General features: G+C 72.0%; 26 protein-coding genes. 11 read left to right on the forward strand and 15 right to left on the reverse strand.

Annotation, left to right across the window (positions count from 1 at the left end):
• Nucleotides 1-11: 11 nt before the first annotated feature.
• The 5 genes from paaE to paaA are packed head-to-tail and all read right to left on the reverse strand — an operon-like array spanning nucleotide 12 to nucleotide 3,676.
• Nucleotides 12-1,100, reverse strand: coding sequence for a 1,2-phenylacetyl-CoA epoxidase subunit PaaE (gene paaE, locus P5G59_RS10320; protein WP_301218603.1), 1,089 nt, complete (start codon nucleotides 1,098-1,100; stop codon nucleotides 12-14).
• Between the two features lie 2 nt (nucleotides 1,101-1,102).
• Complete coding sequence (paaD, locus tag P5G59_RS10325) at nucleotides 1,103-1,585, reverse strand: 1,2-phenylacetyl-CoA epoxidase subunit PaaD (protein ID WP_301218605.1); 483 nt, start codon at nucleotides 1,583-1,585, stop codon at nucleotides 1,103-1,105.
• Nucleotides 1,579-2,397, reverse strand: coding sequence for a 1,2-phenylacetyl-CoA epoxidase subunit PaaC (gene paaC / locus P5G59_RS10330; RefSeq protein ID WP_435871255.1), 819 nt, complete (start codon nucleotides 2,395-2,397; stop codon nucleotides 1,579-1,581). The genes paaD and paaC overlap by 7 nt, the downstream gene beginning before the upstream one ends.
• Nucleotides 2,394-2,696: a 1,2-phenylacetyl-CoA epoxidase subunit PaaB gene (gene paaB, locus P5G59_RS10335; RefSeq protein WP_301218607.1), complete on the reverse strand. Its 303-nt coding sequence runs from the start codon at nucleotides 2,694-2,696 to the stop codon at nucleotides 2,394-2,396. The genes paaC and paaB overlap by 4 nt, the downstream gene beginning before the upstream one ends.
• Nucleotides 2,693-3,676 carry a 1,2-phenylacetyl-CoA epoxidase subunit PaaA gene (paaA, locus tag P5G59_RS10340; protein WP_301218609.1) on the reverse strand — a complete coding sequence of 328 codons (984 nt, stop codon included), beginning with the start codon at nucleotides 3,674-3,676 and terminating at the stop codon, nucleotides 2,693-2,695. Before paaA ends, paaB begins: the two co-directional genes overlap by 4 nt.
• 72 nt (nucleotides 3,677-3,748) lie before the next feature.
• Here paaA and P5G59_RS10345 point away from each other — a divergent pair, with 72 nt between their 5' ends.
• Nucleotides 3,749-4,327, forward strand: coding sequence for a TetR/AcrR family transcriptional regulator (locus P5G59_RS10345; protein WP_301218611.1), 579 nt, complete (start codon nucleotides 3,749-3,751; stop codon nucleotides 4,325-4,327).
• An 87-nt stretch (nucleotides 4,328-4,414) separates the two neighbouring features.
• Here P5G59_RS10345 and paaZ read toward each other — a convergent pair whose 3' ends face one another.
• Nucleotides 4,415-6,463, reverse strand: a complete 2,049-nt coding sequence (gene paaZ / locus P5G59_RS10350) for a phenylacetic acid degradation bifunctional protein PaaZ (RefSeq protein WP_301218613.1) — start codon at nucleotides 6,461-6,463, stop codon at nucleotides 4,415-4,417.
• A 48-nt stretch (nucleotides 6,464-6,511) separates the two neighbouring features.
• Between paaZ and P5G59_RS10355 the strand changes: the two genes are divergently transcribed.
• Nucleotides 6,512-6,913: a PaaI family thioesterase gene (locus P5G59_RS10355; protein WP_175338433.1), complete on the forward strand. Its 402-nt coding sequence runs from the start codon at nucleotides 6,512-6,514 to the stop codon at nucleotides 6,911-6,913.
• Here P5G59_RS10355 and P5G59_RS10360 read toward each other — a convergent pair.
• The 5 genes from P5G59_RS10360 to P5G59_RS10380 all read right to left on the reverse strand — a co-directional run bounded on the left by P5G59_RS10360 (nucleotide 6,891) and on the right by P5G59_RS10380 (nucleotide 11,491).
• A complete protein-coding gene (locus P5G59_RS10360; RefSeq protein ID WP_301218616.1) occupies nucleotides 6,891-7,778 on the reverse strand; it encodes a 3-hydroxyacyl-CoA dehydrogenase family protein in 888 nt (295 codons plus the stop codon). The two genes, P5G59_RS10355 and P5G59_RS10360, sit on opposite strands and share 23 nt — an antisense overlap.
• Nucleotides 7,775-8,521 (reverse strand): enoyl-CoA hydratase/isomerase family protein, encoded by a 747-nt coding sequence (locus P5G59_RS10365; RefSeq protein ID WP_301218618.1) that lies wholly within the window; start codon nucleotides 8,519-8,521, stop codon nucleotides 7,775-7,777. The genes P5G59_RS10360 and P5G59_RS10365 overlap by 4 nt, the downstream gene beginning before the upstream one ends.
• Complete coding sequence (locus tag P5G59_RS10370; RefSeq protein WP_301218620.1) at nucleotides 8,518-9,702, reverse strand: thiolase family protein; 1,185 nt, start codon at nucleotides 9,700-9,702, stop codon at nucleotides 8,518-8,520. The genes P5G59_RS10365 and P5G59_RS10370 overlap by 4 nt, the downstream gene beginning before the upstream one ends.
• A gap of 185 nt (nucleotides 9,703-9,887) precedes the next feature.
• Nucleotides 9,888-11,066, reverse strand: a complete 1,179-nt coding sequence (locus tag P5G59_RS10375; protein WP_301218622.1) for a low temperature requirement protein A — start codon at nucleotides 11,064-11,066, stop codon at nucleotides 9,888-9,890.
• Nucleotides 11,063-11,491 carry an Lrp/AsnC family transcriptional regulator gene (locus tag P5G59_RS10380; RefSeq protein ID WP_175338321.1) on the reverse strand — a complete coding sequence of 143 codons (429 nt, stop codon included), beginning with the start codon at nucleotides 11,489-11,491 and terminating at the stop codon, nucleotides 11,063-11,065. The genes P5G59_RS10375 and P5G59_RS10380 overlap by 4 nt, the downstream gene beginning before the upstream one ends.
• 127 nt (nucleotides 11,492-11,618) lie before the next feature.
• Here P5G59_RS10380 and pdhA point away from each other — a divergent pair, with 127 nt between their 5' ends.
• Genes pdhA through P5G59_RS10405 form a run of 5 tightly spaced genes read left to right on the forward strand, consistent with a single transcriptional unit; the run spans nucleotide 11,619 to nucleotide 16,191 of the window.
• On the forward strand, nucleotides 11,619-12,710 hold the full coding sequence (gene pdhA, locus P5G59_RS10385) for a pyruvate dehydrogenase (acetyl-transferring) E1 component subunit alpha (protein ID WP_301218624.1): 1,092 nt from the start codon (nucleotides 11,619-11,621) through the stop codon (nucleotides 12,708-12,710).
• Nucleotides 12,707-13,735 carry an alpha-ketoacid dehydrogenase subunit beta gene (locus P5G59_RS10390; protein ID WP_301218627.1) on the forward strand — a complete coding sequence of 343 codons (1,029 nt, stop codon included), beginning with the start codon at nucleotides 12,707-12,709 and terminating at the stop codon, nucleotides 13,733-13,735. The genes pdhA and P5G59_RS10390 overlap by 4 nt, the downstream gene beginning before the upstream one ends.
• Complete coding sequence (locus P5G59_RS10395; RefSeq protein ID WP_301218629.1) at nucleotides 13,732-15,060, forward strand: dihydrolipoamide acetyltransferase family protein; 1,329 nt, start codon at nucleotides 13,732-13,734, stop codon at nucleotides 15,058-15,060. Before P5G59_RS10390 ends, P5G59_RS10395 begins: the two co-directional genes overlap by 4 nt.
• 9 nt (nucleotides 15,061-15,069) lie before the next feature.
• Nucleotides 15,070-15,192, forward strand: a complete 123-nt coding sequence (locus P5G59_RS10400) for a hypothetical protein (RefSeq protein WP_283810106.1) — start codon at nucleotides 15,070-15,072, stop codon at nucleotides 15,190-15,192.
• Nucleotides 15,193-15,237: 45 nt separating this feature from the next.
• A complete protein-coding gene (locus P5G59_RS10405) occupies nucleotides 15,238-16,191 on the forward strand; it encodes a DMT family transporter (protein ID WP_301218632.1) in 954 nt (317 codons plus the stop codon).
• An 18-nt stretch (nucleotides 16,192-16,209) separates the two neighbouring features.
• Here P5G59_RS10405 and P5G59_RS10410 read toward each other — a convergent pair whose 3' ends face one another.
• On the reverse strand, nucleotides 16,210-16,761 hold the full coding sequence (locus P5G59_RS10410; protein ID WP_301218634.1) for a nitroreductase family protein: 552 nt from the start codon (nucleotides 16,759-16,761) through the stop codon (nucleotides 16,210-16,212).
• Nucleotides 16,761-17,186: a peptide-methionine (R)-S-oxide reductase MsrB gene (gene msrB, locus P5G59_RS10415; protein ID WP_301218636.1), complete on the reverse strand. Its 426-nt coding sequence runs from the start codon at nucleotides 17,184-17,186 to the stop codon at nucleotides 16,761-16,763. The genes P5G59_RS10410 and msrB overlap by 1 nt, the downstream gene beginning before the upstream one ends.
• A gap of 178 nt (nucleotides 17,187-17,364) precedes the next feature.
• Between msrB and P5G59_RS10420 the strand changes: the two genes are divergently transcribed.
• The 4 genes from P5G59_RS10420 to groL all read left to right on the forward strand — a co-directional run bounded on the left by P5G59_RS10420 (nucleotide 17,365) and on the right by groL (nucleotide 20,554).
• Nucleotides 17,365-17,682 carry a DUF3263 domain-containing protein gene (locus P5G59_RS10420; protein WP_301218828.1) on the forward strand — a complete coding sequence of 106 codons (318 nt, stop codon included), beginning with the start codon at nucleotides 17,365-17,367 and terminating at the stop codon, nucleotides 17,680-17,682.
• Between the two features lie 15 nt (nucleotides 17,683-17,697).
• Entirely contained in the window at nucleotides 17,698-18,252 is a 555-nt protein-coding gene (locus tag P5G59_RS10425; RefSeq protein WP_301218638.1) for a LytR C-terminal domain-containing protein, read from the forward strand.
• 156 nt (nucleotides 18,253-18,408) lie between these two features.
• A complete protein-coding gene (locus P5G59_RS10430) occupies nucleotides 18,409-18,612 on the forward strand; it encodes a cold-shock protein (RefSeq protein WP_175338330.1) in 204 nt (67 codons plus the stop codon).
• A gap of 322 nt (nucleotides 18,613-18,934) precedes the next feature.
• A complete protein-coding gene (gene groL / locus P5G59_RS10435) occupies nucleotides 18,935-20,554 on the forward strand; it encodes a chaperonin GroEL (protein WP_301218640.1) in 1,620 nt (539 codons plus the stop codon).
• 361 nt (nucleotides 20,555-20,915) lie between these two features.
• Here groL and P5G59_RS10440 read toward each other — a convergent pair whose 3' ends face one another.
• The gene (locus tag P5G59_RS10440) at nucleotides 20,916-22,616 is read right to left on the reverse strand and encodes a sensor histidine kinase (RefSeq protein WP_301218642.1); all 1,701 of its coding nucleotides are present in this window, start codon (nucleotides 22,614-22,616) and stop codon (nucleotides 20,916-20,918) included.
• A gap of 60 nt (nucleotides 22,617-22,676) precedes the next feature.
• The gene (locus P5G59_RS10445) at nucleotides 22,677-23,369 is read right to left on the reverse strand and encodes a response regulator transcription factor (RefSeq protein ID WP_018191755.1); all 693 of its coding nucleotides are present in this window, start codon (nucleotides 23,367-23,369) and stop codon (nucleotides 22,677-22,679) included.
• Nucleotides 23,370-23,401 lie beyond the last annotated feature (32 nt).

Below are 23,401 nucleotides of genomic sequence, written 5' to 3' on the forward strand. Positions count from 1 at the left end.
TGGCCTCCAATTCAGACGTCGTAGTCGACGACGACGCGGTCGGTGAGGGGATGGGACTGGCAGGTGAGCACGTAGCCGCGCTCGAGCTCCTCCGGCTCCAGCGCGTAGTTCTCCGTCATGCGCACGTCGCCCGAGACCAGGCGGGCGCGGCAGGTGCCGCAGACGCCGCCGGTGCAGGCGAAGGGGACGTCCGGCCGCACCCGGAGGGCCGCGTTCAGCACCGACTCGTTGGCGTCGACCGGCGTGCTCACACTCGACGTCATCCCGTCGAGCGTGAACTCGATCTCGGCGGTGCGCTCGCCGTCGTGCACGACCACAGGTCTGCCGATGTCGCCGCGCGGCTCCACAGGGTCGCCGGTGGTGAACAGTTCGAAGTGGATGCGGTCCCGCGGCACGCCGTACTCCTCCAGCACGTCGCGGCACAGCTGTACCAGCTCGAAGGGCCCGCACAGGAACCACTCGTCGACCGACGACGGCGGCACCAGCGCGTCCAGCATCCGCCGCAGCCGGTCCTCGTCGATGCGGCCCGACAGCAGCGGCGCCGACCGCTGCTCGCGGGAGAGCACGTGGTGCAGCGCGAGGCGCGCCGGGTAGCGGTCCTTGAGGTCGGCCAGCTCCTCCAGGAACATGACGTCGATCGCGGTGCGGTTGGTGTAGACGAGGGTGAAGCGGGAGTCCGGCGAGCCGGAGAGCACGCTGCCCGCGAGCGCCATCAAGGGGGTGATCCCGGAACCGGCGGCGATGCCGACGATGTGCCGGCCGGCGGTGCGGGCCGGGTCGATGGTGAAGGTCCCTTGCGGGCTCATCACGTCGATCTCGTCGCCCGGGCGCAGCTCGCTCGTCGCCCAGGTGGAGAACGCACCGCCCAGTTCGCGCTTGATCGCGACGCTCAGACGCCCGGCCGACGGCGGACGGCACAGCGAGTAGCTGCGCCGCAGCTCCCGCCCGCCGACGTGAGCGCGGAGGGCGACATGCTGGCCGGGCAGGTAGTCGTACTCGCCGCGCAGCTCGTCCGGCACGGCGAAGGTGACCTCGACGCTCGCAGCGGTGAGCGGCCGCACGTCGGCGACGGCGAGGGAGTGGAAGCGGGCGCGCGCCATCCTCAGATCGCCTTGAAGTGGTCGAACGGCTCGCCGCAGCCGCGGCAGACGAACAGCGCCTTGCACGAGGTCGACCCGAAGTGGGCGACCTCGCGGGTGTCGAGCGAGCCGCAGTGCGGGCACTTCACCGACAGGCGGAGGCTGACGGGACCTGTGGCGGACGGCGGGGCGATGCCGAACTCCTTCAGCGCGGTGCGGCCCTTCGCGCTGATCCAGTCCGTGGTCCAGGCGGGGGAGAGCTCCAGCCGCACGCGCACGTCGCCGAAACCGGCGGCGGCGAGCGCGCGCACGACATCCTCCCGGATGGCGTCCATGGCCGGGCAGCCGGAGTAGGTGGGGGTGATGACGACCTCCACACCGTCGTCCGTGACGGTCACCTCGCGCAGCACCCCCAGGTCGTCGATGCTCAGCACCGGCACCTCCGGGTCGACCACCGCAGCGGCGGCCGACCAGGCGCGGGCGGCGTCGGCGTGATGCGTCACCATGTCGCCCCCGGATGCTGACGCGCCAGCACCTGCAGCTCGGCGAGCAGCGGCGCCAGGTGCTCCGAGTGCCGGCCGCGCCGCCCGCCGCCCGCGGCGTGGAACGCCTGCGGCGGCTCCAGCCCGGCCTCCGCCAGCACCGGCGCGGTGTCGGCGTCGAACGCGGCGCGGAGGGTGGAGGGGCGGACGGCGACGCCGTCCAGCTCCTCCAGCACCGGCTCGTCGGCGAACAGTTCGTCGACGTACGGCCACAGGTCGTCCATCGCACGCAGCAGGCGGCGACGGGACTCGTCGGTGCCGAGGGCGAGGCGCAGCATCCACTGGTCGGCGTGGTCGCGGTGGTAGTCGACCTCCTTGACCGCCTTCGCGGCCACCCCGGCGAGCACGGGGTCGGTGGAGGCGCGCAACCGGTCGTACAGCGCGTACAGGTAGTGCGCGGTGGCGAACTGGCGCACGATCGTGTGCGCGAAGTCGCCGTTCGGCTGCTCGAACAGGTGCGCGGAACGGAAGTCGCCCTCGTCTCGCCAGTAGGCGAGGTCGTCCTCGCTGCGGCCGTCGGCCGAGCCCGCGTACCGGAGAAGACTGCGGGCGTGGCCGAGCAGGTCAAGCGCGATGTTGGCGAGGGCGACGTCCTCCTCCAGTTCGGGCGCGCGCGTGATCCAGCCGCCGAGGCGCTGGGCTAGGACGAGGGAGTCGTCGCCGAGCCACAGAGCGTACTCGGCGACCGCGGAAGAGGCCGGGGCGTCGGCGCTGACGAACTCGTCGGACAGCGTCACGGCGCTCAGCTCGACGTGGCCGTGCTCGGTGTCGGTCACAGGTGCTTGACCCCCTCGGCGGCGGTGTAGTAGGTGGCGTGGCGGAAGTTCTTGCCCTCCGGGGAGGTGAAGAAGGCGTCCTTGGCGTCGGGGTCGCTCGCGGTGATCGCGTCGGAGCGCACCACCCAGATCGAGACGCCCTCGCCGCGGCGGGTGTACAGGTCGCGCGCGTTGCGGACGGCCAGCTCCTCGTCCGGGGCGTGCAGTGAGCCGACATGGACGTGGCTGAGGCCCCGCGAGGCGCGCACGAAGACCTCCCAGAGCGGCCACGGCTGTGCGGCCGTCGGCTCGGCGCTCATGCGACGGCCTCCGCGGTCGCCGCCGCCCGTGAGGCCGCTTGCTTCGCGGCGTACGCGGCCGCGGCCTCCCGCACCCACGCGCCGTCCTCGTGGGCCTCGCGCCGGCGTTGCAGCCGCTGCGCGTTGCACGGGCCGCGGCCGGCGATGACCTCCTGCAGCTCGCTCCAGTCGATCGGGCCGAGGTCGTACGCCTGCCGTTGCTCGTTCCAGCGCAGGTCGGGGTCGGGGAGGGTGACGCCGAGCGCCTCCGCCTGCGGCACCAGCATGGCGACGAAGCGCTGCCGCAGCTCGTCGTTCGAGAAGCGCTTGATCTTCCACCCCATCGAGCGCGCCGAGTTGGGGGAGTCGGCGTCGGGCGGGCCGAACATCATCAGCGACGGCCAGTACCAGCGGTCGACCGCATCCTGAGCCATCCTCTGCTGCTCGGGCGTCCCGCGCATGAGCGTCAGCAGGATCTCGAACCCCTGCCGCTGGTGGAACGACTCCTCCTTGCAGATGCGCACCATCGCCCGGCCGTACGGGGCGTACGAGCAGCGGCACAGCGGCACCTGGTTGCAGATCGCGGCGCCGTCGACGAGCCAGCCGATGGCGCCGATGTCGGCCCAGCTGAGGGTCGGGTAGTTGAAGATCGACGAGTACTTGGCCTTGCCGGCGAGCAGCTGCTCGGTCAGCTCGTCGCGCGTGACGCCCAGGGTCTCGGTCGCCGAGTAGAGGTAGAGGCCGTGGCCGGCCTCGTCCTGCACCTTGGCCATCAGGATGGCCTTGCGCTTCAGGCTCGGAGCGCGTGATATCCAGTTGGCCTCCGGCTGCATGCCGATGATCTCGGAGTGGGCGTGCTGCGACATCTGCCGGATGAGCGTGCGCCGGTAGTCGTCCGGCATCCAGTCGCGCGGCTCGATGCGGTCGTCGGCGGCGATGAGCTCGTCGAACCGGGCCGCTTCGGTGTTCGCCTCGGCACCTGCCTCGGTGGTGGTCTCCATCGACCTCCCCTTTACTTACTGATCGTTCGGTCAGTATATGCCGGATCGGGGCCGCCGTGCCAGACTGGGCGCATGACCGACGTCCTGCGCCGAGGCCGCCCCGGCTACGACCAGCGCGGCATCCTCGAGGTCGCGGTGGCGGCGTTCAACGAGCACGGGTACGACGCGACCTCGATCGGGATGCTCGCCGACCGGCTGGGGCTGTCGAAGTCGGCGATCTACCACCACGTCTCGTCGAAGGACGAATTGCTCGGCCTCGCGCTCGACGAGGCGCTCGACGGCCTGGAGGGCGTGCTGCGGGCTCCGGAGACGGAGGCCGGCACGGCGGCCGACCGGCTCGCGTACGTGCTGCGCGGCGCGGTGCGCGTGCTCGCCGACCGGCTGCCGTACGTGACGCTGCTGCTGCGCGTGCGCGGCAACACGGAGGTGGAGCGGTCGGCGCTGGGACGCCGCCGCGCGTTCGACCACGCGGTCGCCGCGCTCGTCGCGGAGGCCCGCGCGGAAGGCTCCCTGCGCACCGACGCCGACCCGGCGGTCGTCGCGCGCCTCCTGTTCGGCATGATCAACTCGCTCACCGAGTGGTACGACCCCGCGGGTCCCCTGACCCCCGACGACCTCGCCGACATCATCCTCGCCCTCGCCCTCCGCTGACCCGGGGTGCCGCCACCATCGAGTCCGCAAAGAGTGCACGCTCCGACGGCGTGTCGCGTGCAGTCTTTGCGGACTCGACGGTGGCGGCTACTTGGCGACGAGGGTGAGCACGTCGTAGGTGGCGACGAGCTCGTCTCGCTGGTTGAGGATGCGGGCGTCCCAGCGCACCTCGCCGTAGTCGTCCGTCTCGCGCGGGGTGATCTGCTTCGCGGTCAGGGCGACCCGGATGCTGTCGCCGGGCACGACCGGCGTCAGGAACCGCAGGTCCTCCAGGCCGTAGTTGGCGAGCACCGGGCCCGGCTCGGGGTCGACGAACAGTCCGGCCGCCCACGACACCAGCAGGTAGCCGTGCGCCACCCGGCCGGGGAAGAACGGGTTCGCGGCGGCGGCCTCCTCGTCCATGTGCGCGTAGAAGGTGTCACCGGTGAAGGTCGCGAACTCCTCGATGTCGTCGAGGCTCACCCGTCGCGGCCCGGACTTCACCTGGTCGCCGATGCGCAGCGTCGCCAGCGACTTGCGGAACGGATGCGGCCCCTCCGCCGACGCCGCCGCGCCCGGGTGCCACACCCCGGTGATCGCGGTCAGCTGGTCGGGGGAGCCCTGCAGCGCGGTCCGCTGCATGTGGTTCAGCACCGCCCGGATGCCGCCGAGCTCCTCGCCTCCGCCCGCGCGTCCCGGCCCCCCGTGCACCAGGTGCGGCATGGGCGAGCCGTGGCCGGTGGAGGTGCGCGCGTCGTCGCGGTCGAGCACCAGGATGCGGCCGTTGTAGGCCGCCGAGCCGAGCACGAAGGTGCGCGCGAACGCGGGGTCGTGCGTCGCGACGCTGGTGACCAGCGAGCCGCCGCCGCGCGCCACCAGCTCCACCGCCTCCGCCGGGTCCTCGTACGCGAGCACGCTGGCGACCGGCCCGAACGCCTCGACGGTGTGCGCCTCGGGCGTCCACGCGTCGGCGAAGCGGAGCAGCAGGGGAGCGACGAACGCGCCCTCCGGCGCCACCCCGGTGGTGCCGTCGGCGTGCGTCACCGTCGGCTGGTCGAGACCGCCGAGCACCAGCTCGCCGCCGGCGGCGACCAGACGCGCGACCTGACGCAGCACCTCCTCCCGCTGCGTGCGCGACGCGAGCGGCCCCATGGTAACGCCCTCCGCGCGCGGGTCGCCGACGACCACGCGCGACGCAATCCGGTCGCGGACGGCGGCGACCACGTCGTCCACGAGCGGCGCCGGCACGATCGCGCGCCGGATGGCGGTGCACTTCTGGCCCGACTTCGCCGTCAGCTCGACGACGAGCCCCTTCACGTAGGCGTCGAACTCGGGCGTGCCGGTCACGGCGTCCGGCCCGAGCACCGACGCGTTGATGGAGTCGGTCTCGCTCGTGAACCGCACGCCGCCGGTCTGCACGGCGTCGTGCGCCTTCAGCCGCTCCGCCGTGGACGCGGAGCCGGTGAACGCCACCAGGTCGCCCAGCCGCAGGTGGTCGAACAGGTCGGGCACTGACCCGGAGACGAGCTGCAGCGAGCCCGCGGGGAGCAGCCCGGAGTCGACCATGATCCGCACCGCCGCCTCGGCGATCAAGGCGGTCGGGGTCGCCGGCTTCACCAGGGTCGGCATCCCGGCGAGGAATGACGGACCGAACTTCTCCAGCATCCCCCAGACCGGGAAGTTGAACGCGTTGATCTGCACGGCGACGCCCGGCAGCCGTGTGTAGACGTGCCGGCCGAGGAAGCTGCCGTCCTTCGACAGCGACTCCGCCGGGCCGTCGAGAACGACCTGCGCGTTCGGGAGCTCTCGGCGGCCCTTGGACCCGTACGTGAACAGGGCGCCGATGCCGCCGTCGACGTCGATCCAGGCGTCGGATCGGGTGGCGCCGGCCTGCGCGGACAGCGCGTACAGCTCGTCCTTCCGCTCGGTGAGCGCCTGGGCGAGCTGCTTCAGGAGCAGTGCGCGCTGGTGGAAGGTCAGCTCGCCGAGTGAGCGCTGGCCCGCGGTCCTGGCGTGCTCCAGCGCGCCGCCGAGGTCGAGGCCGGCCGTGCTGACCCGGGTGATGAGCTCCCCGGTGGAGGCGTCGAGCACGTCGGCCGCGCCGTCCTCGGTGTCGGGCGTCCACCATCCGTCGCGGAGGTAGCTGGGCAGGATCATGGGTGGCTCCTTCGATTCGAGGGGCGAGTGTATGCGTAAGCTGACGGCATGGCCGACGGCGACTGGACGATCGAACTGGGCGAGCTCGATACGAAGATGGGTGTGCGCATCCTGGAGCAGTCGGCGGAGCGCGTGGTCGCGACCATGCCCGTGGAGGGCAACCGCCAATCGTTCGGCCTGCTGCATGGCGGCGCCTCTGTGGCGTTCGCGGAGGCGCTGGGGTCGTGGGCGGCCGTCATCCATGCGGGTCCGGGGCGCAGCGCGGTCGGCGTGGACATCAACGCGACGCACCACCGGTCGGCGCGCTCGGGCCTCGTGACGGGCGTCGCGACCGCGATCCGGCTCGGCCGCACGATCGCGTCGCACGAGATCGTCATCACCGACGAGGAGGGCAACCGGCTCTGCACGGCGCGCATCACCAACCTCATCATCGACGCCCCGGAGAGGTAGGGGCGCCGGGGGCGTCGCCCTCGGTCCAGTCGTAGAAGCCGCGGCCCGACTTCCGCCCGAGCATGCCCTCGGCGACCATCCGCCGCAGCAGTTCCGGAGGCTCGAACCGGGGGCCGAGTTCGCGCGCGAGGTACTCGGCGATGTCGAGCCGCACATCCAGCCCGACGATGTCGGTGAGCCGGAGCGGGCCGACCGGATGCTTGTAGCCGAGCGTCATCGCCGTGTCGATGTCCTCGGGCGTCGCGACGCCGTCCTCCACCATCCGGATCGCCTCGAGACCCAGCAGGACCCCGAGTCGCGAGGAGGCGAAGCCGGGGGAGTCGCGCACCGTGACCGGCGTCTTGCCGATCGCGCGGATCCAGCGCTCTGCGGCCTCTGCGGCCGTCGGTGCTGTCGCGGTGCCGGTGACCAGTTCGACCAGCGTGGACGCGGGCACGGGATTGAAGAAGTGCATCCCGAGGAACGCGCCCGGGCGTTGCAGCCCCTCGGCCAGCACGTCGATCGACAGGGACGAGGTGTTGGTCGCGAGCACGGCATCCACCGGGAGCAGGTCCTCCGCCCTCTGCAGGGCCTCGCGCTTGAGGCCGACCAGCTCGGGCACCGCCTCGACGGCGAGGCCGGCTCCGTTGAGCGCCTCCCAGGTGACGGTGACCAGCAGGCGTTCGGGGTCGGGCGTCGCGGCCCCGCGGCGGACGCTGCCCTCCACCGCCGCGAGGATGCGGTCGCGCGCCTCGGCCGCCGCCGACGCGTCCCGCTCGATCACGACGACCTCCGCGCCCGCCATCAGGAAGGCGTGCGCGATGCCCGCACCCATCCGGCCGCCGCCGATGACAGCGATCCGCTCGGGAAGTGCCGCCTCGGTCATGTGCGTCTCCTCCGTTCCAGGAACTCGGTCATCCTCCGGTGCTTCTCCGGAGAGCCGAAGAGCTCGGCCTGCGCCTCCCGCTCTGCGGCGGGGTGCCGCTCGGCGGGCTCCCGCAGCACGCGCTTGGTGTGCCGGGTGGCGAGCGGGTCGTTCGCGGCGATCCGGTCGGCGAGTGCGTGGGCGGCGGCGAGCAGGTCGTCCGCCTCGTGCAGCGACGACACCAGGCCCGCGGCCAGGGCTTCCTCGCCGGTCAGGATGCGGCCGGTCAGCACGAGCTCGGTCGCAAGCGGCAGGCCGACCAGCGCGGGGAGCCGCCACAGTGCGCCGGCGGCCGCGATGATCCCGAGGCCGGTCTCCGGGTTGCCGATGCGCAGGCGCGGCGTGCCGAGGCGCAGGTCGGCGGCGTACGCGAGTTCGGCCCCTCCGCCCAGCGCGTAACCGTCGAGGGCGGCGACCACCGGCATGGGCAGGTCGGCGATGCGGGTGAACACCGAGTCGTTGATGCCGAGCGCGGCGTCGGCGGCGGTGCGATCGCGCAGCTCGGCGATGTCGGCGCCCGACGCGAACACCCCGCCCGAACCGGTGAGGATTAGGATGCGCGGCTCGCGCTCCAGGGACTCGCACACGTCGTGCAGCTCGTCCACCATCCGCTGGTCGATCGCGTTGCGCCGCTCCGGCCGGTCGAGGGTCACCACCACGCGGTCGGGGAACTCGTCGACCGTGAGGCTGCGGGTGCCGCTCATACCGCCTCCACGATGAGCGAGGTGCCCTGGCCGACGCCGACGCACATGGTGGCGAGGCCGTAGCGTGCGCCCTCCCGCTCCATCCGGCCGAGCAGGGTGACCAGGATGCGCGACCCGCTCGACCCGAGCGCGTGGCCGAGGGCGATCGCGCCGCCGTCGGCGTTCACCGTCGCGGGGTCGAGCCCGAGCCGGCGGATGCACGCGAGCGCCTGGCTGGCGAACGCCTCGTTGAGCTCGACCGCGCCCAGGTCGGAGACGTCGAGGCCGGCGCGCGCCAGGGCCTTCTGCGTGGCGGGCACCGGGCCGAGCCCCATGACCTCCGGGGCGACGCCGGCGCTCGCCGCGGCGACGATGCGGGCGCGCGGCCGCAGCCCGTGGCGCTCGACCGCCTCCGCACTCGCCACGACGATCGCCGAGGCGCCGTCGTTCAGCGGGGAGGAGTTGCCCGCCGTCACGACGGAGCCTGCGGCGACGACGGGCTTCAAGCGCGAGAGGGCGTCCAGGCTGGTGTCGCGCCGGATGCCCTCGTCGGTCGCGACCGGCCCGGCGGGGGTGTCGACCGCGAGCAGCTCGGCGTCGAACCGTCCCGCGTCGGCCGCGGCGGCCGCCCGCCGATGGCTCTGCAGGGCGAAGGCGTCGGCCTCCTCGCGGGTGATGCCGTCGATCCTGGCGACCTCCTCGGCCGTCTCCGGCATCGTGTAGGTGGCCTTGTCGCGGGCCAGCAGGCGGGGGTTTGTGAAGCGCCAGCCGATCGACGTGTCGTACTGCGGGCCGGGCTTCGCGTAGGCGCGCTCCGGCTTGCCCTGCACCCAGGGGGCGCGGGTCATCGACTCGACGCCGCCCGCGACGACGAGGTCGGCGTCGCCGGCGCGGATGCCCTGCGCGGCCTGGATGACGGCGGTCAGGCCCGAGGCGCACAGCCGGTTGACGGTGAGAGCGGGGATCTCGTCGGGCAGCCCGGCGAGGAGGACGGCCATCCGGGCGACGTTGCGGTTGTCCTCGCCCGCCTGGTTGGCCGCGCCGAGCACCACCTCGTCGAGTGCGTCGCCGGGAACGCCGGCGCGGCGGACCACCTCGCCGACGACCAGCGCCGCGAGGTCGTCGGGCCGGACGCCCGCCAGCGCGCCGCCGTAGCGGCCGACCGGTGTGCGCACCCCGTCGACCAGGTAGGCCTCCGCCATCGTGCCCTCTCCCTCGACGCCACGAATTACCGAACAATCGTTCAGCAATTGCATCGTCGCAGAACCCGCCGTCGCAATCAACCCGCCGCCCACGCCACTAGCGTCCCCGCCATCGGTTCCTCGATTAATCCGGGCTTTCGGGGTCGAATCGCGGACTAATCGAGGAAGCGATGGTTGGGGACGGGTCAGGGGGAGGGGGAGGGAGAGGGGGAGGCGGCGCGGGCGCGGCGGCGGGAGGCGCGCTCCGCGGCGGCGACGACGTAGGCGAGCACGAGCACCGCGCAGGCGACCGTCACCGCCGCCGGCAGCACCGCCCCGAGCGGCACCAGCAGCAGTGACAGCACGACCGCGGGCACGCCCCACCGCAGCACCACCCGCCACTCGTCGCCGTAGCGCCGGGAGATTACCGTGTTCGCGAAGTAGAACAGCGCGATCCCGCCGCCGAGGCACAGCGAGAGCGCGAGCGGGAGCGGCTCGCCAGGATGCGCGATCGCCGCCGACAGTGCTCCCGACAGCGCCGTCACCCCGGCCAGCAGGAGGAACGGCAGGAACGCCACCGTGTCCCGGACGCCGCGGATGTCGCCGCGGGCGAGCAGACGCTCCAGCCCCTGGTGCATCGCGTCCACCCCGTACAGGAAGAACGTCCACGCCAGCCCGGCGGCGATGAGCAGGCCGAGCAGGCCGACGACAGCCCCGGCCGCGGTCCACGTCGCGCTCACCGCCGCGACGATGCTGAGCACGGACTCGCCGAGCACGATGATCACCAGCAGCCCGAACCGCTCCGACAGGTGGTCGACGTTCAGCGTCTCGAACGCTCCGGACGCCCAGCTCGACGCCGTCGTGATCAGCAGCACGACCTCGAGCGCGATCGCGACGGCCCACAGCACGTACCCGGCCGGCTCCGGCAGCACGATCGAGACCAGCCAGAGCACTGCCGTGACACCGTTATAGACGCTGATCCGGATGCGCGAGCCGACCCCGTCGGCCCACGACAGCCGGATCCAGGCCACAAGCAGCACGATCCGCAGCGCCGCGTTCCCGGCCGCGAACAGCCACGCCCGCTCGCCGATCGCCTCGGGGGCGGCGACGGCCATCGCGCCGACCGCCACCATGGCCAGCAGCATCACCAGCGACAGCCCGCGCCGGGTGAGCCGCCGCGACACGTTGACGACGAAGGTCAGGTTGCCCCACGACCACCACACGGCGGCGAACAGGGCGAGAAACACCCCGATCGCCGCGAACCCGGGATGCTCGTGGAGGCCGTGCGCCAGCTGCCCGACCAGCGCCACGAAGATCAGATCGAAGAACAGCTCCATCCAGTCGGCCCTGCCCGGGTCGCGGTCGCTGTTCCCGATCATCCTCATCGCAGGTCGTGGTCCTCGAACACGAGCGAGGTCTTCGTGTCGCGCACGGAGGGGATGGCGGTGAGCTCCTCCAGCACCACGCGCCGCAGGTCCTCGTTGTCGCGGGCCCGCACCAGCAGGATGACGTCGAAGTCGCCGCCGACCAGCGCGAAGTGCTCCACCTCCGGGATGCGCTGCAGCCGCTCGCGCAGGTCGTGCCAGTCCGCCTGCTCCACCCGCAGCGTCACGTACGCGGACGACGCCCGCCCCGAGCGCCGCGGGTCGACCTTCGCGGTGAACCCCGTGATGACGCCCTCCGACACCAGCCGGGAGACCCGCGAGTAGGCGTTGGCGCGCGACACGTGGGCCGCCTCCGCCACGGAGGTGATGGAGGCGCGGCCGTCCGCGCGCAGAGCGTCCAGGATCCGTACGTCGATGTCGTCCATGGTGCTGGACAGTCTGGCACCGATCCCGGCCGTGCGCACCCGTTCGTCTCGACTCGCGCGCACCCGTAGCGTTCCGCGTCTGCCGAAGTCATCCTGGGGAGGAGCGACGTCTTTCGAAGGAGAACAGATGCACGCGGACGATCTGCTGCCCGGCGACACCCCGCTGCGGCTCATCGACCAGGATGGCGCGTCCCACCCGGACGACCGCCACCGGATGCCCACGGCCGACACCCTGCTGGAGGGCTACCGCCGGCTCGTGCTGGCCCGGAGGATCAACGACCAGGCCGACGCGCTGGTGCGCCAGGGCCGCCTCGCGGTCTATCCGTCGTCGCACGGCCAGGAGGCGTGCGAGATCGCCGCCGCGATGGTCCTCGGCGAGCAGGACTGGCTCTTCCCGACCTACCGCGACAGCGTCGCCGTCATCGCCCGCGGCGTCGACCCGTTCGAGGCGTTCGTGCTGCTCCGCGGCGACTGGCACTCCGGGTACGACCCGCACGAGCACCACGTGGCGCCGCAGTCGACGCCGCTCGCGACGCAGCTGCTGCACGCGGTCGGCTTCGCGCACGCCGCCCGGATGCGCGGCGAGGACACCGTCGTGCTCGCCCTCTGCGGTGACGGCGCGACGAGCGAGGGCGACTTCCACGAGGCGCTCAACTTCGCCGCCGTCTTCCACCTGCCCGTCGTCTTCCTCGTGCAGAACAACGGCTACGCGATCTCCGTGCCGCTCAGCCGGCAGACGGCGGCTCCGAGCCTCGCCCACAAGGGCGTCGGGTACGGGATGCGCGGCCGGCTGGTCGACGGCAACGACCTGGCCGCGCTGCTCGCGGTGCTCGGCGACGCGGTCGCGGAGGCGCGCGACGGCGGCGGCCCGACCCTGGTCGAGGCCCTGACCTACCGGATGAAGTCGCACACCAACGCCGACGACGCCACCCGCTACCGCACCGACGACGAGGTGGAGCCGTGGCGCGCCCGCGACCCGCTGCTGCGCCTGGCCACCTGGTTGACCGCCGAGGGAGCACTCAGCGAGGGCGACGACGCCGAGGCGCACGCGCACGCCGAGCGGGTCGCCGCCGAGCTTCGCACGGCGATCATGGCCGACGCGGAACCGCATCCCGAAGACCTGTTCGCCCACGTCTACGCCAGCCCGACGCCCCAGCTGCGCGAGCAGGCGGAGCAGCTCGCCGGCGAGCTCGCCGCAGCGGAGGAGGCCGCACGATGACCCTGATGCACGATGCCCCGGCGGAGCGGCCGGCCACCCCGGCGCCCGCCACCCTGACGATGGCGCAGGCCCTCAACCGCGCGCTCGCCGATGCGCTCGCCGCCGACCCGACCGTCGTCGTCTTCGGCGAGGACGTCGGCCCGCTCGGCGGCGTCTTCCGCATCACCGACGGGCTGACCGCCCGCTTCGGCGAGGACCGCTGCTTCGACACCCCGCTCGCCGAGGCCGGCATCGTCGGCACAGCGGTCGGGATGGCGATGAACGGGATGCGCCCGGTCGTCGAGATGCAGTTCGACGCCTTCGCCTACCCGGCGTTCGAGCAGATCGTCGACCACGTCGCCAAGATGGGCAACCGCACGCGCGGGCGGATGCGGCTGCCGCTGGTCATCCGCATCCCGTACGCCGGCGGCATCGGCGGGGTCGAGCACCACTCCGACTCGTCGGAGGCGTACTACGTGCACACGCCCGGCCTGACCGTGGTGTCGCCGACGACCCCGCAGGACGCGTACGGGCTGCTGCGCGCCGCGATCGCGCATCCCGACCCGGTGATCTTCCTCGAGCCGAAGAAGCTGTACTGGTCGACCGGCGTGGTGGACACGGAGGCTCCGCTTCCGGAGATCGGCCGCGCCCGTGTCGCGCGGGAGGGGACCGACGCGACGCTCATCGCGTACGGACCCTCGGTCCCGGTGGCGCTCGCCGCCGCCGAGGCCGCCGCGGAGGACGGCCGCAGCCTCGGCGTGATCGACCTGCGCTCGCTTGTGCCGTTCGACGACGAGACGGTGTGCGCCGCGGTGCGCGCGACGGGCCGGGCGGTGGTCATCGCCGAGGCTCCTGGCTTCGCGAGCATGGCGGCCGAGATCGCGGCGCGCGTCTCGGAGCGCTGCTTCCACCACCTGCTCGCCCCGGTGCGGCGCGTGGCCGGCTTCGACACTCCGTTCGCGCCGCCCAAGCTGGAGCGGTTCTACCTGCCGGATGTCGACCGCGTCCTGGACGCCGTCGACGCGCTGCAGTGGGAGGACGCGTGAGCCCCCGGGTGTTCACCCTCCCCGACCTGGGGGAGGGGCTGACCGACGCCGAACTGGTCCGCTGGCTGGTCGCGGTGGGAGACACGGTCACGACCGATCAGCCCATCGCCGAGGTGGAGACCGCGAAGTCGGTGGTGGAGGTGCCGTCGCCGTTCGCCGGACGGGTCGCAGCGCTTCACGGCGACGAGGGCGAGACGATCCTCGTCGGCGCTCCGCTGCTGGAGGTGGAGGAGGAGACGGCGGCTGCCGCGCCGGCCGCGTCCGGCTCGGGGCAGGTGCTCGTCGGGTACGGTACGACCGCGCACGGCGCGCGGAGGACCCGCGCGGCGCGGGCCGGTGGCGCTGCTACGGCCGTGGCGACGTCTCCGGCGTCCGCGCCGCCGCGCGGCCGGATCGTCCCGGTCGTCTCCCCGGTCGTGCGCGCGCTGGCGCGCAGCCACGGCATCGACCTGGCCACGCTGCGCCCCAGCCGACCCGACGGTGTGGTGACGAGACGGGATGTGGAGGCCGCCTTCGCGACCGCATCCGCAGGCGTGACCACCTCGCCGCAGAGCACGCCCGCGCCCGCGCCCCTCACCGACCCCGGCGCCTCCGACCCCCGCACGGGCCTCACCGTCGCCGCGACGACCCCGTTCTCGCGCCTGCGCCGCACCGTGGCCGAGACGATGACGCGCAGCCGCTCCGAGATCCCGGAGGCGACCGTCTGGGTGGATGTGGACGCGACCGAGCTGTGGGACGGCCGCCGTCGGCTGGCCCGGGACGGCCGCGCCCCGTCGTTCCTCTCCTTCGTCGCGCGGTTCGCCCTCGCAGCGCTGGCGCGGCATCCCGAGCTCGCGGGCCGCGTCGCCCCCGACGGACAGGGTCTCGTCACCTTCGAGGGCGTCAACCTCGGCTTCGCAGCCGACACCGAGCGGGGACTGCTCGTGCCCGTGGTGCGCCGCGCCGACCGGCTCTCGGTTCGCGAGCTCGACGCCGAGCTCGACCGGCTGGCACGCGCGGCCCGTGAGGGGAAGCTGCCGCCGGCCGACCTCGCGGGGTCGACCTTCACGATCAACAACTACGGCAGCCTGGGCGTCGACGGCAGCGCCGCGATCATCAACCACCCGGAGGTCGCCATCCTCGGCCTCGGCCGCGCCATCGAGCGGCCCTGGGTGGTGGAGGGCGCGGTCGTGCCCCGGCGCATCCTGCAGCTCTCGCTCGTCTTCGACCACCGGGTCACCGACGGCGGCGTCGCGGCGGCCTTGCTTCGCGAGGTCGCGGACGCGATCGAGTCGCCGCTCGGCGCCCTCGCCGACCTCCCCGGCGCCGTCGGCGGCCGGGCGTAGGGTGGCGGCATGAGCGACAAGAAGAACGACGACGACTACGACCTCAGCGAGGAGAAGGAGGTCGCGCCCGAGGAGAACATCGACTGGCTGCCCCAGCCGGAGCCGACCGACGGCGAAGCGCCCGCGCCCTGAGCTCCTGCGCCCCGAGCCAAGGCGTCACGGCATAGGGTGGGAGGAGTGACCCCTCGCTCCCTCCCGCTCTGGCTCGCCCTCGTCCTCGCGCTGCTGTGCGGTGCTCTGGTGGCGATCCAGTCCCGCATCAACGGGGAGCTGGGCAGCAGGCTCGGCGACGGCTTCACCGCCGCAAGCATCTCGTTCGGCTCGGGACTCGTCATCCTCTGCATCGCCCTCGCCATCGCTCCCGTCGGCCGGCGCGGTCTCGCGCGGGTCCGGGAGGCGCTCCGCGACCGGCGGCTGCGCTGGTGGTACGTCTGCGGCGGCGCCGCCGGCTCCTTCCTGGTGCTCTCGCAGGGCCTCGCCGCGGCGGCGCTCGGCGTCGCCCTGTTCACCGTCGCGGTCGTCGCGGGACAGACGCTCAGCGGTCTCGTGCTCGATCGCGTCGGCATCGGCCCGGGCGGCCGCCGTCCGTTGACGCCGGCGCGGCTCGTCGGCGCGCTGCTCGCCCTCGTCGCCGTCACCTGGGCGGTGTCCGCCCAATTCGGCGGCAGCGCCCCGGTGCTCCTCATGCTGCTCCCGTTCATCGCCGGCCTCGGCACCGGGTGGCAGCAGGCGGTGAACGGGCAGGTCCGCGTGGTCGCCGAGAGCGCCCTCACCGCGACCTTCATCAACTTCGCCGTCGGCACGACTGTGCTCGTCGTGCTGATGCTGGTGCGCTGGGGCGTCGGCGGGATGCCGCAGCGGCTGCCGGCGGAGCCGTGGCTCTACATCGGCGGCGCGCTCGGCTGCGTGTTCATCGGCGTCACCGCGCTGCTGGTCCGGATCACCGGCGTCCTGCTGCTCGGACTCGCGACGGTCGCCGGCCAGCTCGCCGCGGCGCTGCTGCTCGACCTGCTGCTCCCGACGGCCGGACACCAGCTGGCGTTCTCCACCATCGGCGGCACGCTGCTCGCGATCGTCGCCGTCGCGATCGCCAGCGTCCGGTGGCGCGGCCGGACGCGGGCCGGCGCCTAGCGTCGGAGAGCCGGCGGGTCACTCCAGGGTCGTCAGGAACCGCTCCGGGTCGATCGTCGTGCGGTGACCCTCCTTGCTGTCCGCGGGGATCCCCCCGACGTACAGCCAGCCCAGCAGCCGCTCGTTCTTCGCCAGGCCGTGCATCCGGTGCACCGCCTTCGACCGGGTGTGGTGGCCGGTCCGCCACATCACGCCCCAGCCCGCGTCGTGCAGCAACAGGCTCAGGATGTGCGCGACACCGGATGCGACCGCGTCCTGCTCCCAACCGGGCACCTTCTCGCTCTTCGTCCGGACCGACACGATCGCCAGCAGCAGCGAGGAGCGCAGCGGCTTGGCGGCGAGCTTCTCCGCGTCCGTCCCGCTCGCCTTCGCGTCGGCGACGAACGCCCGGCCCAGCCGCTCCCGCGCTTCGCCGCGCAGCTCGATCAGCCGCCACGGGTGCAGCGCGCTGTGGTCGGCGACCCGGCCGGCCGCCGCGACGAGGGGCAGCAGCTCCTCGTGCGTCGGCGCGTCCGCCGTCACCCGCGAGTACGACCGCCGCGCGGCGACGCGGCCCGCGAGCTCGGTCATCACGCCTCCGGCGTGAAATTCAGCGAGATCGAGTTCATGCAGTAACGGTCGCCCGTCGGAGTGCCGAAGCCGTCCGGGAAGACGTGGCCCAGGTGCGAGCCGCAGCTCGCGCAGCGGACCTCGGTGCGCACCATGCCGAGGCTGGTGTCCTCGAGCAGCTGGACCGCCTCCGGGCGCACCGACTCGTAGAAGCTCGGCCAGCCGCATCCCGAGTCGAACTTCGTGCCCGACTTGAACAGCTCGGCGCCGCACGCCGCACAGGTGTAGAGGCCGGCGCGGCCCTCGTCGAGCAGCTCGCCCGTCCACGGGCGCTCCGTCCCCGCCTCGCGCAGCACCGCGTACTGCTCAGGGCTGAGCTCCTCGCGCCACTCGTCCTCGGTCTTGGAGACGGTGTAGCCGTCCTCGGCGGTGTGGTTCTGTGCCATGCCTGTCCCTTTCGTCGTCACCAGACTAAACGGCGCGGTTCCGGATCCTGTTCCCGTTGCGTCCCGCGACGTGCCGCGGCGAAACGGGGAACACACAGGACCAGCGCCCTAGGATGACGTGCGAACGCGGGGCACGACCGGGATGCCGGCCGCCCGGCGTCCGCGACGAGGGAAGGCGGTGCGCGTGACCCGGTCAGCCGACGGACGGCGTGCCACCGAGCACGAGCCCTCGGAAGCGGGCGGCCTGAGCGAACGGGATGCCGCGATCCTCGCGTTCGAACGCCAGTGGTGGCGTCACGCCGGAGCCAAAGAGCAGGCCATCCGCGAGGAGTTCGGTCTGTCGGCGGCTCGGTACTATCAGTTGCTCGGTGCGCTGATCGACTCTCCGGCGGCACTTCGCCACGACCCCATGCTCGTCAAGCGGCTGCTCCGGCTGCGCGAGGCGAGACTGGCCGCACGACACGCACGGACGCTCCCGTCCGGCGACCGACCCTGAGGACCCCCACCCCCGATGGCAGAGAAGTTCCCCCGCGACCGGTTCGACGAGATCCCGGACGACCTCCAGCGCGTCGGCGCCCACCGGGCCCCACGCCGTCGCGGCCGCGGCTGGATCGCCGTCGGCTGGGCGGCGCTCGCCACCGTGCTGCTCGTCGGCGCGGGCATCTTCGGACTCTCACTCGTGAACGGCAGCATCGACTTCCACGGGCCGTCCGGCACCGGGTCGCGCACCGCATCCACGACGCCGACCGCGACGCCGACCCCGACGATCGTCCCGACCGTGAACCCGTCCCTCAACGTCAACGTGCTCAACGGCACCGCGAAAGAGGGGCTCGCCGCCTCCGTGGGCGAGAAGCTCAAGGCCGCCGGGTGGAAGGTCGGAGCGCTCGCGAACGCCGACAAGACCGACCTCGCGGCCACCATCGTCTACTACGGCGACCCGGCCAACCAGGCGGCGGCGCTCGGCGTCGCGCAGTCCCTCCCCGGGGCCACGATCCAGCAGAGCACCGCCTTCAGCGACACCGGCGCCGACATCACCGTGGTCATCGGCGCGAACTATCCGGGCTGAGCGCGCTCGTCCCATTGTTTCGCGCGTGTTTAAGTTCGGACACAATTCGGAACGGATTCCCGAAAACACTGGCGACGCGGGGCATTGCACGCATTAGGATCGGGAGTCAACGTGCGGCGTCGGATCGCGCGAGCGACACAGCAATGGGAGTAATGCATGGCGAACGGGACCGTGAAGTGGTTCAACGCTGAGAAGGGCTACGGCTTCATCACCGTCGAAGGTGGGGGACAGGACGTTTTCGTTCATTACTCCGCGATCGACATGAACGGATACAAGGTTCTCGAGGAGGGCCAGCAGGTCGTGTTCGAGGTCGGCTCCGGGCAAAAGGGCCCGCAGGCCGAGTCGGTGCGCCTGGCCTGACCGGCAGCGCGACGAAACCCGTGAGACGCCGTCCCCTGCGGGGGGCGGCGTTTCGCCGTTGTGGGAGCTTTGCGTCATCCTCGGTCGCAGGCTCCACCCTCGGTCGCAGGCTCCCTCGGCGCTGGGGTCGCGGCATCGCTCCGCGCTGCCCTCAGCTCCACCGCGCGGCGCTGGGGTCGCGGCATCGCTCCGCGCTGCTCTGAGCTCCACCGCGCGCGCTTGCACTCTCCCGCTCCGAGTGCCAGAATCGCTTTAGCACTCCATCTGATCGAGTGCTAATCAACGGAATCTTTCGCAGACGTCCGGGAGGGACGAGAAACACATGGCAAAGATCATTGCTTTCGACGAGGACGCGCGCCGCGGCCTCGAGCGCGGCCTGAACACCCTGGCCGACACGGTCAAGGTGACCCTGGGTCCGCGTGGTCGCAACGTCGTCCTCGAGAAGAAGTGGGGCGCCCCGACGATCACGAACGACGGCGTCTCCATCGCGAAGGAGATCGAGCTCGACGACCCGTACGAGAAGATCGGTGCGGAGCTCGTCAAGGAGGTCGCGAAGAAGACCGACGACGTCGCCGGTGACGGCACCACCACGGCGACCGTGCTCGCCCAGGCCCTGGTCAAGGAGGGCCTGCGCAACGTCGCGGCCGGCGCCGACCCCATCACGCTGAAGCGCGGCATCGAGAAGGCCGTCGCGGCGGTCACCGAGGAGCTCATCGCCTCCGCCAAGGAGGTCGAGACCAAGGAGGAGATCGCGGCCACCGCGTCCATCTCCGCCGGCGACACCACCATCGGCGAGATCATCGCCGAGGCGATCGACAAGGTCGGCAAGGAGGGCGTCGTCACCGTCGAGGAGTCGAACACCTTCGGCACCGAGCTCGAGCTGACCGAGGGCATGCGCTTCGACAAGGGCTTCCTGTCGCAGTACTTCGTCACCGACCAGGACCGCCAGGAGGCGGTGTTCGAGGACCCGTACATCCTCATCGCGAACCAGAAGATCAGCAACATCAAGGACCTTCTGCCGATCGTCGACAAGGTGATCCAGGCCAACAAGCCGCTCCTCATCATCGCTGAGGACGTCGACGGCGAGGCGCTGGCGACTCTGATCGTCAACAAGATCCGCGGCATCTTCAAGTCCGTCGCCGTCAAGGCTCCGGGCTTCGGCGACCGCCGCAAGGCCATGCTGCAGGACATCGCGATCCTCACCGGCGGCCAGGTCATCTCCGAGGAGGTCGGCCTCAAGCTCGAGAACGTCACCCTCGACCTGCTCGGCCAGGCCCGCAAGGTCGTCATCACCAAGGACGAGACCACCATCGTCGAGGGCGCGGGCGACCCCGAGGCCATCGCCGGTCGCGTGCAGCAGATCCGCAACGAGATCGAGTCGACCGACTCGGACTACGACCGCGAGAAGCTGCAGGAGCGCCTCGCCAAGCTCGCGGGCGGCGTCGCCGTCATCAAGGCGGGCGCGGCCACCGAGGTCGAGCTCAAGGAGCGCAAGCACCGCATCGAGGACGCCGTCCGCAACGCGAAGGCCGCCGTCGAGGAGGGCATCGTCGCCGGTGGTGGCGTCGCCCTCATCCAGGCCGGCAAGACCGCGTTCGAGAAGCTGGAGCTGACCGGCGACGAGGCCACCGGTGCCAACATCGTCAAGGTCGCCATCGAGGCTCCGCTGAAGCAGATCGCCATCAACGCGGGCCTCGAGGCCGGCGTCGTGGTCGAGAAGGTCCGCAACCTCCCGGTCGGCTCCGGCCTCAACGCCGCGACCGGCGAGTACGTCGACATGCTGGCCTCCGGCATCAACGACCCGGTGAAGGTCACCCGCTCGGCGCTGCAGAACGCGGCGTCCATCGCGGGCCTGTTCCTCACCACCGAGGCCGTCGTCGCCGACAAGCCCGAGAAGAACCCGGCGCCGGTCGGCGACCCGGGCGCGGGCATGGACTTCTAAGTCCCACCCACCACGAAGAGGGCGTCTCCCCGTTGGGGAGGCGCCCTCTTCGCGTCCGGCGCCGCACGCGATCCGTGGGACGCAACACGCCGCGTCGCCGTCACCATAACGGCGTGTTGCGTCCCGCGGATACGCCAGGTGACACAACACGCCGCGCGCCCGGCGGCCGCCGCGGCGCGTCGCGTCAACCAGGTGTCCGGCCGCCGGGGCGCCGCACGCGATCCATGGGACGCAACACGCCGCATCGCCGCCGGCGTAGCGGCGTTTTGCGCCCCACGGATGCGCCTGGTTGACACAACACTCCGGCCGCCGGGCGGCCGCCGCGGCGCGTTGCGTCAACCAGGCGGCGGCCGGGCGGGCGTTACGGGGTGAGCGGCTTGGGGGCGGCGGGGGAGCCGGCCAGGGGCAGGGAGACGCGGAAGGTGGCGCCGCCGCCCTCGGTGTCGACGACCTCCACGGTGCCGTTGTGGGCGGCCACGATCGACGACACGATCGCGAGGCCCAGGCCGCTGCCGCCGGTCTCGCGGGCGCGGGACGTGTCGGCGCGCCAGAAGCGCTGGAAGATCTTCTCCCGGATCTGCGGCGGGATGCCCTCGCCGTGGTCCCGCACCTCCAGGGTCGCCCGTTCGCTGCGGTGGTCGATCTGCACCGCGATCTCGATCGGGCTGCCCTCCGGCGTGTAGCGCAGGGCGTTCCCCATCAGGTTGGTGACCACCTGGCGGAGCTTGTTCTCCTCCGCGAGCACGATCGCCGGCTCCGTCGGCGGGTGCTGCGCGAGCACGACCTTCTCGGTCGTGCTGATCGGGAGCGGGCCGGTGGACGCGCGCCTGCTGCGCCCGCGCCGCAGCCGGGCGAGCGCGGACCCGGCGAAGGCGATCGGGCCTGTCGCGTTCGACGGACGACCGGCGAGGTCGGGCACCGTCATCGGCACCGTGTCGACGCCGGGCTCCGGCTCCTCGTCCCGTTCCGGCTGCACCGGCTCGGGCGTGAGCACGGTGACGACGCGTCCGGGGGCCCCGGCCATGGTGTCCATCGCCGCGTCCTGGGCGATCTTCACCAGGTCGACGCGCGTGAGGTCGAGCGGCTTGGTCTCGTCGAGGCGGGCGAGCTCCAGGAGGTCCTCGACGAGGGTCCCCATCCGGATCGCCTCCTTCTCGATGCGGTCCATGGCCTGCGCCACGTCCTCCGGAGTCTGCAGCGCGCCCATCCGGTACAGCTCGGCGTAGCCGCGCACCGAGACCAGGGGAGTGCGCAGCTCGTGCGAGGCGTCGCCCACGAATCGGCGCATCTGGTCGATGGTGCGCGCGCGGTCGCTGAAGGCGCGGTCGATCCGGTTCAGCATGGTGTTGAGGGAGCGGTTCAGCCGCCCGACCTCGGTGTTGGGCGTCGCGCCGCCGAGGCGCTGGCTGAAGTCGCCGTCCGCGATGGCGGCCGCGGTCTGCTCCACCTCGCGCAGCGGAGCGAACGTCGTTGTCACCAGCATGCGCGTGAGTCCCGCGCCGACGATGATGACGATGACGCCGAAGCCGAGGAAGATCGCGAGGAAGCTCGCCATCACGGTGTCGATCTGCGACGTGGTGGTCGCCACGATCGCTGTCGCCAGCTCGCCCGAGTTGGCGAATGTCTGCGTGGTGGCGAGTGCGCGGTACGTGGTGCGCCCGTCGTTGCTCTGCAATGTGAAGGGGCCGAGCATCGCCTTGGCCTCGGGCAGCGTCAGCGTCTGCGGGATGTCGGGGCGGTGCGCGTACGGGATGTTCTTCCAGTTGTACGTGACCAGCTTGCCGTTGGAGTCGTACAGCGCCGCGAAGTAGTCCGAGGGGCTCGAATCGGTCGCGATCTTGTCGCCCTCTGTCGAGGAGCTGAACAGGTACGTGTTCAGGTACGACGCCCCCGACGCCGCCGACAGTTGCGCATCCAGCTGGTCGAGCAGCACCGGCTTCAGCATCGACATCGTGCCGATGCCGGTCACGAGCAGCCCGAGCGTCAGCATCAGCACGGTCACGCCCGTGATCTTCGTGCGGAGGGAGATCGCGTTCCAGCGGTCGAGCAGGCGTGAGTGCATCAGGCCGTCAGTCTATGCGGGGGATGCTGTGCCGGGCATGTGTGCTCCCGGTGACCCAGCTCAGGCCTTGGCGGCCTTGAGCATGTAGCCGAAGCCGCGCTTGGTCTGGATGAGCGGCTCGCTGGAGTGCGCATCCACCTTGCGGCGCAGGTACGAGATGTACGACTCGACGATGCCGGCGTCGCCGTTGAAGTCGTACTCCCAGACGTGGTCGAGGATCTGCGCCTTCGACAGCACGCGGTTGGGGTTGAGCATCAGGTAGCGCAGCAGCTTGAACTCGGTCGGCGAGAGCTCGATCGGGGTGTCGCCGACGAAGACCTCGTGGGTGTCCTGGTCCATCGTCAGCTCGCCCGCGCGGATCACGGCGTCCTCGTCGGCCTGCATCGTGCGGCGCAGGATGGCCTTGATGCGGGCGACGATCTCGTCGAGGCTGAACGGCTTGGTCACGTAGTCGTCGCCGCCGACCGTGAGCCCGGTGATCTTGTCCTCCGTGTCGTCCTTCGCCGTGAGGAAGAGGATGGGCGCGGTGTAGCCGGCGCCGCGGAGTCGCTTGGTGACGCCGAACCCGTTCATGTCGGGGAGCATGACGTCGAGGATGATGAGGTCTGGCTCCTCTTCGAGGACCGCGGAGATCGCCTGCGCGCCGTTGCCGACCGCCCGGACGGCGAACCCGGCGAAACGGAGGCTGGTGGTGAGGAGATCGCGGATGTTCGGCTCGTCGTCGACGATGAGAATGCGGGGTCCGGCGTTCATGCACACCATTATCTGCGCGTGGGCTGAGTCCT

This window comes from Leifsonia virtsii (assembly GCF_030433675.1).
Taxonomy (GTDB): Bacteria; Actinomycetota; Actinomycetes; order Actinomycetales; family Microbacteriaceae; genus Leifsonia; species Leifsonia virtsii.